At 61.4% G+C, this 15,569-nt stretch carries 12 protein-coding genes; 5 read left to right on the forward strand and 7 right to left on the reverse strand.

Features of this window, described 5'->3' with window-relative positions:
- Positions 1-13: 13 nt before the first annotated feature.
- Together K4G53_RS18875 and K4G53_RS18880 are read right to left on the reverse strand one after the other, a co-directional pair.
- Complete coding sequence (locus tag K4G53_RS18875) at positions 14-748, reverse strand: DAPG hydrolase family protein (protein ID WP_221387222.1); 735 nt, start codon at positions 746-748, stop codon at positions 14-16.
- Positions 745-2,043 carry an MFS transporter gene (locus K4G53_RS18880; protein WP_221387223.1) on the reverse strand — a complete coding sequence of 433 codons (1,299 nt, stop codon included), beginning with the start codon at positions 2,041-2,043 and terminating at the stop codon, positions 745-747. The genes K4G53_RS18875 and K4G53_RS18880 overlap by 4 nt, the downstream gene beginning before the upstream one ends.
- Positions 2,044-2,271: 228 nt before the next feature.
- Between K4G53_RS18880 and K4G53_RS18885 the strand changes: the two genes are divergently transcribed.
- Positions 2,272-3,894 carry a bifunctional 3-(3-hydroxy-phenyl)propionate/3-hydroxycinnamic acid hydroxylase gene (locus K4G53_RS18885; RefSeq protein ID WP_374226189.1) on the forward strand — a complete coding sequence of 541 codons (1,623 nt, stop codon included), beginning with the start codon at positions 2,272-2,274 and terminating at the stop codon, positions 3,892-3,894.
- Between the two features lie 940 nt (positions 3,895-4,834).
- Here the strand turns inward: K4G53_RS18885 and K4G53_RS18890 are convergent.
- Positions 4,835-6,094 carry an MFS transporter gene (locus K4G53_RS18890; protein WP_221387225.1) on the reverse strand — a complete coding sequence of 420 codons (1,260 nt, stop codon included), beginning with the start codon at positions 6,092-6,094 and terminating at the stop codon, positions 4,835-4,837.
- Positions 6,095-6,421: 327 nt separating this feature from the next.
- Between K4G53_RS18890 and K4G53_RS18895 the strand changes: the two genes are divergently transcribed.
- A complete protein-coding gene (locus tag K4G53_RS18895) occupies positions 6,422-7,687 on the forward strand; it encodes an ROK family protein (protein ID WP_221387226.1) in 1,266 nt (421 codons plus the stop codon).
- A gap of 119 nt (positions 7,688-7,806) precedes the next feature.
- Here the strand turns inward: K4G53_RS18895 and mgrA are convergent, their stop codons facing one another.
- From mgrA to K4G53_RS18910, 3 genes are read right to left on the reverse strand one after another with little or no spacing between them, the layout of a single operon-like run.
- On the reverse strand, positions 7,807-8,856 hold the full coding sequence (gene mgrA, locus K4G53_RS18900) for an L-glyceraldehyde 3-phosphate reductase (protein ID WP_221387227.1): 1,050 nt from the start codon (positions 8,854-8,856) through the stop codon (positions 7,807-7,809).
- Between the two features lie 58 nt (positions 8,857-8,914).
- Positions 8,915-9,913, reverse strand: a complete 999-nt coding sequence (locus K4G53_RS18905) for a sugar phosphate isomerase/epimerase (protein WP_221387228.1) — start codon at positions 9,911-9,913, stop codon at positions 8,915-8,917.
- Between the two features lie 2 nt (positions 9,914-9,915).
- Positions 9,916-11,085: a Gfo/Idh/MocA family protein gene (locus K4G53_RS18910; RefSeq protein ID WP_221387229.1), complete on the reverse strand. Its 1,170-nt coding sequence runs from the start codon at positions 11,083-11,085 to the stop codon at positions 9,916-9,918.
- A 421-nt stretch (positions 11,086-11,506) separates the two neighbouring features.
- Here K4G53_RS18910 and K4G53_RS21580 point away from each other — a divergent pair, with 421 nt between their 5' ends.
- Positions 11,507-12,103, forward strand: a complete 597-nt coding sequence (locus K4G53_RS21580; RefSeq protein ID WP_374226187.1) for an aldo/keto reductase family protein — start codon at positions 11,507-11,509, stop codon at positions 12,101-12,103.
- Between the two features lie 65 nt (positions 12,104-12,168).
- The gene (locus K4G53_RS21390; RefSeq protein ID WP_308287928.1) at positions 12,169-12,336 is read left to right on the forward strand and encodes a hypothetical protein; all 168 of its coding nucleotides are present in this window, start codon (positions 12,169-12,171) and stop codon (positions 12,334-12,336) included.
- Positions 12,337-12,737: 401 nt separating this feature from the next.
- Here K4G53_RS21390 and K4G53_RS18920 read toward each other — a convergent pair whose 3' ends face one another.
- Complete coding sequence (locus tag K4G53_RS18920; RefSeq protein WP_221387230.1) at positions 12,738-13,415, reverse strand: DAPG hydrolase family protein; 678 nt, start codon at positions 13,413-13,415, stop codon at positions 12,738-12,740.
- A 267-nt stretch (positions 13,416-13,682) separates the two neighbouring features.
- Between K4G53_RS18920 and K4G53_RS18925 the strand changes: the two genes are divergently transcribed.
- Positions 13,683-15,341: a CocE/NonD family hydrolase gene (locus tag K4G53_RS18925; RefSeq protein WP_221387231.1), complete on the forward strand. Its 1,659-nt coding sequence runs from the start codon at positions 13,683-13,685 to the stop codon at positions 15,339-15,341.
- Positions 15,342-15,569: the final 228 nt, after the last annotated feature.

The following is a 15,569-nucleotide window of genomic DNA, read 5'->3' on the forward strand; positions in this document are numbered from 1 at the left end:
CTTTGGGGGGGTGCTACCAGGGGCGGGGGATGGTGAGTTTGCCGCGGTTTTCGGCCACATGGAGGGGCGGCAGGATGCGGGAGAGGAACGTGAATTCGTCGTACGCGTGCTGGAGGAGGTTGGGGGCCAGGGCCTGGTCGACTTCGGCGCTGACCTGTTCGGGAGTCAGGCCGGCGTCGGGAAGGTCGTAGCCGAGCAGGAAGTGGCTGCGCATTACCAGGCCCCATTCGGTGTCCCGTCCGATGTGCAGCAGCCGACCGCCCAGGACTGAACCGTCTGCCCGGCGTGGGGCGGCGTGGCCGAATCCCACGTGGCCGGTGATCGCTGTGGTCACTGCGCCGCTGCTGAGGGCGTTGGAGTAGGCGGAGGCGGTGAAGAACTCTGTGGGGTCGTGGAATTCGATCAGGAGGTCCTGGTCGGGCAGGCCAGTGAGTTTTTCGGTGACGATGTGGGTTGAGCCCGCGGCTTCGCCGGGGATTCCGCCGTTCCAGGCACTGGCGCCGTGATCGATGGGGTGCCACCAGCCGTACTCGCGCGGCCCGGGGCGGCTGCCGAACCACCAGGTGAACATCTCTCCCGTGCATCCGTGCATGTCCGTGCGTGCGGCGACGTGCAGAACGCCGGAGTCCAAGCGTTGGTAGCCGGTTTCGATGGGCATCGGGGACGGGTCAAGAAGCCGGTCGAAGTTGAACAAGCGGTCCTCCAAGGTGGTGAAGGAAAAAGTGGGGTTTTGCTGAATCAGTGTCATGCGGGTACCTCCGAGGCGACAAGCGGCTCGCCCTTGCGGCCGTGAGGATGACGGAACGAAGCGTGAGTGGTCTTCCGGTCGGCGATGTACAGCCCCGTCACAGCAGCAAGGCACACCGCCGCAGCAGCCGCGAAGGTACCGAAGGCATCGTGGAATTCGCCGGCGGCGATGGCAGCCCCGCCGAGGGTAGGACCGAGGAACGCCCCGATGAAGGACGTGCCGTTCGACCAGCCGAGCGCGGTTGCACGGGCCGGAAGCGGATAAATGTCGGACGTGGCGGTGTGGACGAGATTCATTGTGGAGTGCCCGCCGATGCCCATGAGCGAAATGCAGGCTACGGCTAGTGGCGCCGAGAACGGCACGGCCAGGATGCCGACGAGCCCCAGGAGCGTGCACCCTCCGGTGATAACTGCCGCGAGAGCTGCTCCCCAGCGGTCTGCGATCCATGCGGTGGCGAAGGAACCGATCACTGCTGCGCCGGTGAGGACGAAGCTGAACAACAGTGCCACCTGCAGGTTTAGTCCGAGCCCGATCATGGCTTCAACAACCCAAACATTCAGGCCCTGCCAGGCGACCATGTTGGCCACCGCGCATACTGCGATGATCAGCGCGACCATCGCACCCCGGCCTGAGAAGAGGGCCGCCAGCTTATGCCGTGTCGTCCAGGCACCGCCGGCCACCTCAGGCTCGGTGCTGACCGGGAATTTCGTCAGAAGGACGGCAAGCAGAATCGCCAAGGTAACAGCCGTGCCGATGAAGAACATCGGGCGCCAACCGACCGCCGGCAGTACCGGAACGGCGATCAGGGCGGCGACGACGCCGCCGAGCGGAATTCCCGCCATGGTGATGGTAACGACCAGGGACCCGCGCCGGGCAGGAGCATTGTTCCGGGCCACTGTCATGGCGGTGGTCAGCGCCGCACCGAGGCCGCAGCCCGCCAGAAAACGGGCCAGTCCCATGACAACGCCGTCGGGGGAGAGCCCGGTGAGAGCGGATGCTGCCGCGAACACTGTAATCGCTCCGGCAAGGACGGCTTTGCGGCCGAACCGTTGGCCCAACAGCGGTGCCACGAGCGAACCCAGGATGGCCCCGATATACACAACGCCGCCGATAAGGCCGATTGCCTGGTCTGTGATGCCCATGGACTGATCTCTCAGAATGAGTGGGACAACCTGACCGAACACGATCAGGTTGTAGCCTTCGATCACGGTAATAATCATGCACAGCGCGATGATCGCCGAATTCGACTTCCCCGTCTTTGGAGCGTCGGCAGCGGCAGCAGATGGTGAAAACATTCGTGCTCCTCTAATTGGGCCGCACCTCCTCGGGCGGCTCTCCATTGCCATGGTCGAGACATTGTGTGATCCAAACAACAATCCTGTCCCGGGATTCGGGACGGATGATTCCGTGGAACAACCGCTGTCCCGTGGATCGGGACAGTGTGTGAGACGAGTCACGTCAAGATCCGTACGGTGGGATGCAGTGATGCCTCAAGTAGAGGCGTGAGATTGAAAGGCATGTCAATGAAGACCACCGGCGGACCAGGCCTACACAGCGCAGACGTGACCATCGTCGGGTTCGGGCCCGTGGGAAAGCTGCTGGCCCTCCAGCTCGGGCGCCGCGGGCACAGAGTGCTCGTTGTCGACCGCAAGGAGACCGGCTACCCGCTGCCCCGTGCAGTGACCCATTGCTCTGATTTCGCCCGCATCCTGCAATCCGTCGGATTGTCGCCGGACAGGATTCCGGAGGTGACCGAGCCTTACGACGACATGTACGTGTGGCGGAACGGGCAAGGTCAGACACTCGTCGAGGTCGACTGGAGCGGACGTGGGGAATCGGGGTGGTACAACACCTACTTCTTCAACCAGCCTGCTCTGGAGGACCGCCTGGACGCTTTGGTTGAGGATCTGCCCACCGTCACCGTTCTTCGCGGCTGGGAAGCCGGCGACGTGTCCCAGGACAAGGACAGCATCCGCGTCAACCTAAACAGGACCAGCAGCGGCGAACAGATCACGGCCGTCTCCAGCTGGCTCATCGGAGCTGACGGGGCGAACAGTGCAGTGCGCCAGCTGGCCGGCATCGAATGGCATGACGAGGGCTTCTTCTACGACTGGCTTGTCGTGGACGTCAAACCCGGTCCCGGCCTCGATTTCCCCCATGTCGCCTCCCAGCTGTGCGACACCTCCCGTCCGGCCACGATGGTTCCCGGCGGACCAGGACGACGCCGGTGGGAATTCATGCGACTGCCCGGAGAAACCAAGGAAGAGCTGAACCGCACGGAGAAAGCCTGGGAACTACTGGCCCCCTACGGGGTCACCGCCGACAACGCGGAACTGGAACGGCACTCGGTGTACACCTTCCAGGCCTGCTGGGCGACCGAGTGGCGCCACGGACGGATTCTGCTCGCCGGTGACGCGGCGCATCTGATGCCTCCCTTCGCCGGACAAGGACTGGGAGCCGGCGTCCGCGACGCCATGAACCTAGCGTGGAAACTCGGAGCAGTCCTCGACGGCCTCGCCGACGACTCACTCCTGGACACCTATGGTCCGGAGCGTTCCCAGCATGCCATCGCCTTCGTGAAATTCTCCGTGAACCTCGGCCAGGTCATTTGCCTCACCGACCACGAGGAAGCAGCCGAACGTGACGAACGGATGATCGCCGAATGGGCAAGCACCCGCACAGCACCGGCCCCGCCCCGCCCCGGCCTGGGTCACGGACTTCACACCGGCCCGCACGGCGGGGAACTTGCCATCCAAGGGCGAGTCACCAGCTCCGGGAAAACAGCGGTCCTGCTGGATGACCTGTTGGGCGGACCCGGTGTCCTCCTTACCCGGCGCAGCTCCATGCTCACCGACATCTCCGGGGAAGACCAGAAGCGCCTCGGGCTCCTGGAGATCCGGATGGCCAGCCTCGAAGACAACGGCGACGTACCCGCCGGCGTTGAAATTGTTCACGACACTGACGGAACCTATCGCCGCTGGCTGGATTCGCTGGGAACCCCGCATGCCCCGGTCGACGCCGTCCTCATCAGGCCGGACTTCCACCTCTACGGCACCGCCGCCGGCAATGACGCCAAGGATCTCGCCAGGGGCTTCCTCGCAGGACTTCACACCTGCCACCTCGCGGCCGCATCCCAGGAGGCATGATGCGCCCCGTACGGGACTGCAACGCGTTGCCAGGAGCACAGTTCATGTCCGCTACAACGGGTGCACGTATCCAGCGGGACGGTCGATGCCGCTATTCCGAATGGAAACATTCTGTGGGTCCGGCAACACGGCGGTAGCAGCCGGCTCTACGACACGTCATCACGTTACTAGGCGCGGACCCGGGGAACGCGGGCAGGGTTCCTCTACCGGACGGCAGCCAGCTGCATAGCCATCTCGATGGGAACCTGTCCGCCAGCTCACTGAGGGGGCGGGTCAGTATGGCGGCCACCCGGTCCGCCTACGAACCGCAATGACAACTACCCCAGCCGCTTCTTTTTGCAGTGGGATGTTTCCACGGTCTGGTGATATCCAATCTGCCCCCGTTCTCAGCTTCGTAGAGAATCGGGAGTATCCCGAGGGGAACCTAAATCCGTCGTAGCAATGCTGAAGAAGCTTTAGTCCAAGGACGTCCGGAATTGCGTGTTGCACTTCTGCGCCGAAGGCACAGCCTCAGGCAGGTCGTAGCCCACGAGAAAATGGCTTCGAAGCACCACCCCATGGGTGTCTCTGCCGAGATGGATCACGCGGCCGCCAACTACTTCTCCAACTGGCGTGCCGGGCTACGTCATGTCAGTCTCCCGTTCGTCCCCTGACCGCCGCAGAGACCCAACCCTTGGACTGTGCGCCCCTAACAGTTCGGCTGTGACAGCGTCTTCGGATCGTCGAACTGGACCGAAAGGTCGGCCTCGTCGAGCCGGGTCATCTTCTCGGTGACTTTGGGTATTGAAGAATGGCTGTGCGGTCCACCTCATCAAGGGTGCCTAACGCTCCCGCTTTCACGTCCGCCAGGCTACTTCCAGAACGTCGACGTTTGCCAAGCCTTTGCACTACGGTGCAGGTGGGGTGATCTTTTGTCGCTGGTCCGGAGACCAGCTGCCAGTCAGTGGTGTTCCGATTCTAGAACGAACGCTTCAACCGCGGGTAGGGCCGAATCAGAAAGGCGCCGATGCATAAAGCATGCGACGACGAAGAGGACTGTCGCAACAGCCATAGCAGCGCCCGCAAGGACCAGAGATCCACGTGGGCCCACGGTGTGGGTCAAGAAGCCAAACACGGGGCCGCCGACGGGTCCGCCGGCCATGAAGATGGCCATGTATGTCCCCGTGACGCGGCCACGATATTTTGGCGCCGTGTTGAGCTGAACAAATGTGTTGACAGTGGTCACCACTATCATGAGGCCCGCGCCAATGAGGCTGCACAGGGCTGCAAACAACCACAGAGTGGGCATCCAGGCAGCACCGATACATGTCGCAGCAACACCTGCAGTCCCTGCGATCATCACTCCGTAGGATGGCCGGGGGAGTGCCGCGGTTGCCAAAGAGCCAATCATGGCGCCGAAACCAATCGACGATGTGAGAATCCCAAAGCCGTCGGGGCCCGCATGCAGTTCCGAACTGGCCATGGTCGCTGCGAAGATGGCCGAGTTCAGGCCAAAGCAGTTGACGAGAAAGACCGCAGCCATGACAATCAGCGTCGGCTTTTTTCTCCACAGATACGCGAAGCCTGTTGTGAGCCCTCTGCCCTCGTGGCGGATGGGGTGGGCGTTGGTAAGGTTCCGTCGCTTGATCGCGAGTATCGCGACAATGACTCCTAAGAAGCTGCCAGCGTTTAGAAGAAATACCGAGCCGGAGCCTACGGAGGCGATGGCGACGCCAGCAATGGCTGGTCCGACCAATCTGCCAAAGTTGAAAGCCGCAGAGCTCAAGGCAATCCCGTTGGCGAGGCTTGCTCCCGGAACCAGTTCATGAACGAAGGTCTGCCGCGCCGGTCCGTCTACGGCGCCAACGCACCCGAGCAGGAAAGCCAAAACGAAGACGTGCCACAACTTGGCAATATGCATCAAAATAAGCATTCCGAGAATTAGAGCGAGCACGAGTTGGACTGTTTGGGCCCCCAGGAGCAACCTCCTGCGGTCAAAGCGGTCCACTAGGACGCCTGCGATGGGCGACAGGATCAGCTGCGGAATGAATTGAAGTGCGACGACTACGCCCAGGGCGGTCGCGTCATGATCGGTCAACTCGGTCAAGACAACCCAGTCCTGGCCGGTCATCTGCATCCACGAGCCCACCGATGAGACAAACAGTCCGAGGATCCATAGCCGAAAATCGCGGATGGCTAAAGACCGAAAAGTAGTTTTCACGTGCTCGCCGGCTTTTGCTTGTAACCCGGACCTGACACGGGTCCCCGCTTTTGGCCATGCGAATAGGACGCTGGTCTGGCAACTTCGTGAATAACAAGAGCTTCCAGTGAGCACAGGGGGGTTGGGGTTCGATGGATAATCGCTTCGGATGAACTGTCGTCCATACGACTCAGCCTAGCTCCGCAGGGCGTCTTTTGCATATTTGCGGCAATAGATGTCGAAAACCGCAGGATTATTGGCACTTCCCAGCTAAAATGGCTACTAGGGTTTGGTGCTACGAAGTCTTTTGGCCAACACAGAAAGAACCGAGGGTTGGAGCGATAGATCATGGCGAACCACACCCAAACGCTCTCCGCAGTTATCGGTCTCGTACGCTCAGGGACGTCAGTCACCCGCCCAGAGCTCATGCGTCAAACCGGCCTCGGACGAACCGTCATTTCGCAACGAGTAGATGATGCACTGCGGGCGGGAATTATCCGGGAAGAGGAGGACGGTGTTTCCACTGGGGGCCGACCATCTAAAGTCCTTCGGATCGCCCAGGACCGGGGATATCTTTTGGCCGCTGTCTTCGGAGCATCGCGGGCTCATATCGCCATAACCGATCTCGCGGGCGGCATCGTCCACGACCGCGCCATCAACTGGGACATCGCTGCGGGACCGGAGGAGTCGTTGCATAAGTTCTCCGGTCTTGTAGACGAACTGATGAGTCCAGGCATCCGTGAAAACCTGTGGGCCGTTGGGATCGGCCTCCCGGGGCCAGTCAACTTCGCTTCGGGAATTCCGGTCTCGCCACCCATAATGCCTGGTTGGGGCGGGTTTCCTGTTCGGGAAAGACTGGAGGCAGCATTCGGCGTTCCGGTTTGGGTGGACAACGATTGTAATCTGATGGCATTGGGAACGTGGACAAGGACTCACCAAACAGCAGGGGACAACGTTCTTTTCATCAAGGCCGGAACAGGCATAGGAGCGGGTCTGATTAGCCGGCGACAGCTGCATCGGGGGGCTAAAGGTGCTGCCGGTGACATAGGTCACCTGATTATTGCCGAGGAATCTCGAGTGCAGTGCCGATGCGGAAAGTTCGGCTGCCTTGAATCCTTCGCCAGCGGGTGGGCGCTGGCGCGGGATGGATATTCCGCCGCGATTGCAGGCAGAAGCCCATATCTGGCTAAGGCGCTCGAAAACGGAAAATCTCTCTCAGTGATGGACGTAATCTACGGGAGCAATGAAGACGATGCTGCCTGCAGAGAATTAATTCTCCGAGCTGGCCACCTCATTGGTGCCCAAGTAGCGGGTCTGGTTAACGTATTTAACCCGTCCACGGTATACTTGGGCGGGTCGCTGGCACTGACGGGCTCGATCTATCGGGACATCGTCAGGGATGCGGTCATACGGCGCTCTCTGCCCTTGGCTGTCGACGACCTTGTGTTAGCGGAGGTGGCTCTTCAGCACAACGAGGGCGTCTTTGGAGCTGCCGAGCTCGCGCTAGGCGAGCTGTTCCAGCCAGACATGCTGGGCAGATGGCTTCACCAAAAGACTCCGCAGGGCCTGAGCGCTGCAGTCACGAAGGCGCGCGAGCCACGACTGGCTGGCTGAGCCCTAAGACCCTTGAAAAAGACTGCCACTGGGGCGGCCCCTGGGCCCCGTCAGTCGGAACCCAAAACCCTCAACAACAGCTCGCACTTTTGCTTGTTTTGAGCATAAACAGCAGCTCTTTAGCGCGGCTCCGGCGGAACCCTTCTAACGCTGATATCGGATTCGACTGCAAACTCGTCAATGGAGGCAAGCTCTTCCGGGGTGAATTCGAGGTTGTTGATGGCACTCAGGGTGTCCTCTAGCTGTGCGACGCTGGATGCTCCCACCAGTGCGGAAGTGACCGGCGATCCCTTGGGCTGCTCGCGCAGGATCCAGGCGATCGCCATTTGCGCCAGAGACTGCCCGCGACCTTCGGCGATGGCATTCAGCCCGCGAATACGATCCAGCTTTTCTTCCGTCAGGGACGCCTGCGACAGAAAGCGTTCCTTGGCCGCGCGCGAGTCTGCCGGGACACCATTGAGGTACCGGTTGGTCAGCATGCCTTGGGCGAGCGGTGAATAAGCTATGGAACCGGCGCCCACCTGGTCCAGGATTTCGTAGAGGTTCGGCGAACGATCCTCGGTCCATCGGTTCAGCATCGAATACCTGGGCTGGTGGATCAGCAGCGGAGTCCCGAGTTCCTTCAGGATGCCAGCGGCCTCAAGAGTCTGCTCCGGTGTGTAGGAGGAGATGCCCGCATACAGTGCCTTGCCGGAACGCACCGCATAGTCCAAGGCGCTCATGGTTTCCTCAAGCGGCGTCTCGGGGTCCGGGCGATGGCTGTAGAAGATGTCCACGTAATCCAAGCCCATGCGCTGCAGGGACTGGTCGAGGCTGGAAATGAGGTACTTGCGGGAGCCCCATTCGCCGTACGGACCGGGCCACATGTAGTGGCCGGCCTTGGTAGAGATGATGAGTTCGTCGCGGTAGGGTTTGAAGTCGTCCTTCAGGTGCCGGCCGAAGTTCGTCTCGGCGGAGCCATCCGGCGGTCCGTAGTTGTTGGCGAGGTCGAAGTGGTTGACGCCAAGGTCGAATGCCCGACGCAGGATTGCGCGCTGCTCGTCGAACCGCTTATCGTCGCCGAAATTGTGCCAGAGGCCCAGCGAGATGGCGGGAAGCTTGAGTCCGCTGCGTCCTACCCGGCGGTAGGGCATGGTCTCGTAGCGCTTCTCCGAGGCCGAGTAAGTCATGGCTGCCTTTCTGCCGACTGCGCACACACGGTCGGTCCAGAGTTGCTGAAAGAAGCCGTCAGTCTTGGCTGAAGGCGGCGTCGAAGCTGGTTTGGGAGGCGGGGAAGTCGTATTTTTTGAGGGCTGCGAGGGCTTCAGGGGCGCCGTGGAGGCGGTCCATGCCGGCGTCTTCCCATTCGATGCTGATGGGTCCGTTGTAGCCGATGGCGGCCAGAGCACGGAAGGAGGCTTCCCAGGGGACGTCGCCGCGGCCTGCGGAGACGAAGTCCCAGCCGCGGCGGGGGTCGCCCCAGGGCAGGTGGGAGCCGAGGACGGTGTTGCGTCCGGTCTGGCGGATCTTGGTGTCCTTGCAGTCCACGTGGTAGATCCGGTCCTTGAAGTCCCAGATGAAGGAGACGGGGTCGATGCCCTGCCACATCATGTGCGAGGGATCCCAGTTCAGGCCGAACGCTTCGCGGTGGCCGATGGCCTCAAGGGTGCGGACGGTGGTCCAGTAGTCGTAGGCGATTTCGGAGGGGTGGACTTCGTGGGCGAAGCGGACGCCGTTTTCGTCGAAGACGTCCAGGATGGGGTTCCAGCGGTCCGCGAAGTCCTGGTAGCCGGCGTCGATGACCTTTTCGGGGACGGGCGGGAACATGGCGACGTACTGCCAGATGGAGGAGCCGGTGAACCCGACGACGGTGTCAACGCCGAGGGCTTTGGCGAGCCGGGCGGTGTGCTTCATTTCCTCGGCGGCGCGTTGGCGGACGCCTTCGGGGTCGCCGTCGCCCCAGACCTTGGAGCGGACGATGGCCTGGTGGCGGAAGTCGATGGGGTCATCGCAGACGGCCTGGCCGGTGAGGTGGTTGGAGATGGCCCAGACTTTGAGGTTGTACTTGTCCAGGAGCTCGAGTTTGGACTCGACGTAGCCGGGTTCGTCCCAGCGCCAGGCGTCCAGGTGGTCGCCGGAGACGGCGATTTCGAGGCCGTCGTAGCCCCAGCCGGACGCGAGCCTGGCGACTTCCTCGAAGGGCAGGTCGGCCCACTGGCCGGTGAACAGGGTAAACGGGCGGGACATGGTCAGGCTCCTTCGGTTGCGAGGGACTCGCTGCTCACCGCAGTGATAGTGCTCTTATTGTTAGCCGATTCCTCCACGGCGGCCAGGACACGTTGGATTTGGAGACCGTCTTCGAACGAGGGCGACGGTGCCTTGCCTGAGCCGATGGCGGTCAGGAAGTCCCGGATCTGGTGGGTGAATGTGTGTTCCCAGCCGATGATGTGGCCCTGCGGCCACCAGGCATCCAGGTAGGGGTGTTCCGGTTCGTTGACCAGGATGCGGCGGAAACCCTGCTCGCGCACCGGAACGGTGGCATCCAGGAATTGCAGCTCGTTGAGGTCCTCCAAGTTGAAAGTCAGTGCCCCATTTGTGCCGTAGATCTCGATGCGAAGGCTGTTCTTCTGACCTGTCGCCACACGGGATGCTTCGACCGAGGCCCCCATATCGCCGGTGAGCCAGAAAGTTCCCCACGCCATGTCGTCAACGGTCACATTCTCGGGGCCGCTGCGCCCTGGGCGTTCGGCGACGAACGTTTTCAATACGCCGGACGCCTCCAAAATGCTTTGGCCGGTGAGGAACTGGATCTGGTCGATGGCGTGGGAGGCGATGTCCCCGAGGGCGCCGGAGCCTGCGGTTTCCTTCCTCAGGCGCCAGGTCATGGGGGACTGGTCGTCGGCGAGCCAGTCCTGCAGGTAGGCGGCACGGATGTGCCGGACGGTGCCGAGGCGGCCTTCGGAAATGAGTTCCCTGGCGAGGGCCAGGGCGGGGACGCGACGGTAATTGAAGCCGATCATCGACTGCACGTCCCGGGCTCGGGCCTTGGCGGCCGCGGCGGTCATGAGTTCTGCTTCGGCAAGAGTGTTGGCCAGGGGCTTCTCCACCAAGACATGCTTGCCGGCCTCCAGCGCTGCGACGGCAATCTCGGCGTGCATCCAGCCCGGGGCGCAGATGTCCACGATGTCGATGTCGTCCCTGGTGATCACCGTGCGCCAGTCCGTGGCCCATTCTGCCCAACCGTATCTTCCGGCGGCAAAGGCTACCTCGGTGGCGTCCCGCCCCACGAGCACCCTCTGCTCGAAGGCAGGGACATCGAAGAAGCTGGCCACATTACGCCACGCGTTCGAGTGGGCTTTACCCATGAAGGCGTAGCCGATCATGGCTACCCCGAGAACTTTTGGATTTGTTTCGGCCATGAGATTCCTTTTCGCGCGGTGGGTCGATGTAAAGCAAGGGCAGAGGCTCGCCCTGCGCGACTCTCAACGCTAGAGCCGAGAGACACTGAAGACCGTTTCACTCTCTGAAGCATCTTTTGATTCTTCAAGCAAAAGATAGCCTGGTGAAGCGGCTTAGAGCTGATCCACAGGGCCGGTGACCACGTCGAGGCCAGCAGGTCACCCAGAATTTTGATTCAGAAACCCAAGGTAACGATCAAAATACACAAAAGTCAATCAGGTCGCACCTTGCTTCATGTCACCTCCAGCTCGACTTGTTAGCGCACGTCTCGGGCCAACATCGCATGCGTTACAGGAGGGTGGGGAAATCAGGACTGGTCGTCTCGGAGGTCGGACTTGGGGGTAGACGCGGGAGGTGGTGGAGACTGCCCTTGAGCACGGAGTGACCTTCATCGATACCGCAGAATCCTACCGGGGCAATCCCGAGTGCGTCGGAAGCACTACTCGGAGAGGTACTGGAATCCAAGCGCGACCAGGTGATAATCGTCACAAAGTTCGGGCACCACAAAATACGTGCCACCGGCGGCCCGCACTCCGGATCACGTGGGGGTCGTTCGGCAATTCGACTAGCTCTCGAAGGAAGCCTGAGAAGACTCAAACTGACTACATCGACCTCTACCAGTACCACCGGTTCGACCCGGAAACTCCCCTTGAAGAAACTGTTTCAACATTGGCTGAACTCGTACGCGAAGGGAAAATCCCCTATTTCGGACACACGGCCTTCCATGGCTGGCAGATCGCAGAAGCACAAAACCTGGCACGGCTGCATGGGGGCAATGGATTTGTGTCAGGTTCTTATCGCTGGAACAGCGATCGAACGCTGGGCCGAAACCGACATTGTTCCAACAGCGGCCCATTATGGTCTTGGCATATTTCCTTACTTCCCGCTCGCGCAGGGTCTGCTGACCGGAAAAAAATCTCGCCAGACGATACCCAAAGGGTCGCGACTGGGAACGACAACAGAGATGGTCACCGCTGAAACGCTGAAGGTTGTCGGGGGGCTTTGCTGCATGGGCCAAGTCCCGGGGCCTCTCTGTCCTAAATGTGGCTTTCGGCGGGCTGAAACATAACCCCGCTGTGGCATCCGTTATTGCAGGTGCCAGCAACCCACAGCAGGTCATCGCGAACATTGAAGCCGGCAAATGGCATCCGACCGAGGCCGAGTACGCAGAAATAGATGCTCTGAATCCATCCGTGCCGTGGGCGGAATAGGCGCTTTCCCCGGAGTCTCCTTAGACTCTTGATAAGTGCAAGCTCGTCAGTTGGGCCGGCCGAAGACCGTCGTGCGTCCGGCCGCACCCGGGCTCTCGAAGCGAGGAACTTGCCGATCCATTTGCCCATCCTGACGAAGCCTCTCCCAAGGCCCCACTACACTACGCCGACGGTCGCGCCGAGGCCGGCGACCAGGGCGCTGCAGCATGGTCCGGCCTCGTCGCGTGCTCGCCGTGCCGGGCCGGGCGGCACCCTCTGGCTGCGGCGCCCGGCTCGATTCCACCAGAGTCGTCATCGTGCGATTTCCTGCCCGTGCGAATCCTCCTGGAGCGCCTTCGCACCGGGCGGCGCGAGACGAAATCGCGTTTGACTGAGATGAGGTCCGCCCCCCTCTGCGGCGCCTACCAGATCTCAACCCGCGAAGCGTCAGCCGAACCCTCGGCGAGGTACAGAGAGGGGAGAATACGCGAGAGATAGGTGAACTCCTCGTAGCAGTGCTGCACGAGGTTGGGGCCGATCTCGTCTCCCACGGACTGCGCGATCTGCTCCGGCGATAATTCTTTGGTGAGGTCCGAGCCGATGAGGAACCTGCTCCGGAGCACCATTCCCCAGCTGGTGTCCCGTCCAGTATGCAGTAGGCGTCCGCCCAGAAGGTTGCCTTCCGCATCCCGCGAACCGTCGTGCCCGTCGGCGGTGCGTCCTGCAATAATCACCGAGACGTGGCGTGCCTTGCGCGCCGCGGCAAGCTTTTCGGCCGACACCAGGTCGGTCGGCTCAATGAACTGTACACGCAGTGGCAGCCTCTTGAGTTCATTCATGTCCTCGACGATGACGTGCATCGAACCCGGAACGGCGCCCTCGGTTCCTCCAACCCACTCGCTGTGGTGGTGGTCGAACGGGTGCCACCATCGGTATTCACGCGAGAGGGGCCGCGAGGTGAACCACCAGTGGAACATCTCCCCGGTGATCCCGTGCATGTCAGTCCTGACACTCACAAGCAGCGAGCCATCGGCGAGCCGCTCCCATCCGGTCTCCCGGTTCATGGGTTTGGGGTCGAGAACACGATCGAAGTCGAACATCTGGATTTCCTTTCCGCAGACGCCATCGTCGGCCCGGTAAAGTCTAGCAGATTCTGGTCTTAGCCAACATATGTTTGTCAATATGAAACCTTAGTACGGCCATTCCAACTTGTTATAACTCTAGATGGACCTCAAGATCAGGTAACCTCAACCCAGATTTGTCTTTGACATGCTTATCGACGTTGATAGAGGATTGTCTTTCGGTGTTCACCAACATAAGCTACTGCTACCGCAGGGTTTGCTGCGCTACACAGAAAGGACCCGACGATGACGTCAGGTGTGAACCCGGTAGATCGGATCTGGAAGGACGGCGTCAGCCCGTCCGAACTGGGGCTCGAGCGTACTTCATCCCGCGAGGTTTTCGAATCTGGAATGCGCATCCTCTACGATGCCGAAATCCCCATGCGGGACGGCGTCACACTCCGAGCGGATATCTTCTTGCCCGAGAGCGCGACTGATGTCCCGGTGATCGTCGGGTGGAGCGCATACGGCAAGGACCGCGTCCCTGCCCAGTTCTTCCCGGGCTCGGATGTCGACCCGGCCTGGATCTCGGACTACTGCGTCTTCGAAGCGCCAGACCCGGTTTACTGGACGTCCCATGGCTATGCGATCGCGTACCCGAATCCGCGTGGTACATGGTATTCGGGCGGTCAGATGCGGGGGCATCTGAACAAGCATGAGGCACAGGACATCCACGACACCATCGAGTGGCTCGGTACCCAGCCTTGGTCCAACGGTCGCGTCGGCATGTCTGGTGTCTCGTACTTCGCGATAGTGCAGTGGTTCGCCGCAGCGACCAGGCCGCCTCACCTCGCAGCGATCAGTCCGTGGGAGGGCTTCGCGGACCGATACCGGGAGGCCGTTTACCATGGCGGCATCTTCGAGAACGGCCTGAACTCGAAGTGGTGGACCGGGAACACGAAGTACTCAACGAGCCCCACCGAGGATGGTTTGGCCATGATCGACGAGCATCCCCTCTTCGACGACTATTGGGACGAGAACCGGGCGGAACTCGAACGCGTTGACGTTCCTGCCTATGTAGTGGCGAGCTGGTCGGACCAGGGCCTGCACACGCGCGGCACGATCGACGCCTTCAATCGGATCGGCTCCCAGGAGAAATGGCTCGAGGTACATGGTCAGAAGAAGTGGGAGTACCAGTTCCGGCCTGAGAACGTCGATCGGCTCCGTGAGTTCTTCGATCATTTCCTCAAGGGGGACGGTTCAGGCGACCTGGGTTGGCCGCGGGTGAGATATGAGGTTAGAGACGAGTTCGGCACCTCGGAGTGGAAGGCAGCGGACACGTGGCCGCTGCCGAACACTGATTATGCAGAACTGCATCTGGACGCGGCGACGGCCTCGCTACGAACCGTTCCGGTAAGTGCCGAGTCCGACGTTGTCTACGAAGTGGGCGGCGAACACGACCGCGCCTGCTTCGAGTACGAGTTCGACCGCCCCACGGAGATGACCGGCCATGCCGCAGCGCACCTCTGGGTCGAGGCGCTCGACTCGGACGATCTCGATCTGTTTGTCGCTCTCGACAAGATCTCACCGAACGGCACAGTCGCCAAGTTTGGCTTCTTCTCGATCTTCGATGACGGCCCGGTGGCGCTCGGCTGGCTCCGCGCCTCGCATCGAGCGCTGGATGAGACCGAGTCCAAACCATACCGCCCGGTGCACAAGCACACGTTCCGCGATCTGCCGGGCGTCGGGAACCCGGTGGAAGTACAGATCGAAATCTGGCCGTCGTCGACCTCTTTCGAGCCGGGCGATCGTCTGCGGCTCACCATCGCCGGGCGCGACACTTTCAGCTACCCGCCAGGGGCGCACGTGATGGCACACACCGAAACAATCAACAAGGGCCGTCACCGTGTGCTCAGTGGAGGCGAGCACGGCAGCCGGCTGATCATCCCTGTGGTCCGGCGCTAGGCCACAACCCTCGCCCGCTCACCGAGAAAATTTTCGGGCACGGCTTCGATTCGATTCGAATGCCGGTGCGACCGGGGGCCATCGAGCAGGATCTCTGCGGAGCGGGCGAGGCTCTCCTCGTGGACGGCGGCCGCTAGGCGCAACAAGTCCTGCTTTCGTCGAGACGGCCCGGTTCCCGAAGTTTTGGCTACCAGGAACGTTATTCTGGCTATGGGCAACTTATTATAG

The sequence above is a fragment of the Arthrobacter sp. MAHUQ-56 genome (assembly GCF_019710585.1).
GTDB lineage: Bacteria > Actinomycetota > Actinomycetes > Actinomycetales > Micrococcaceae > Arthrobacter.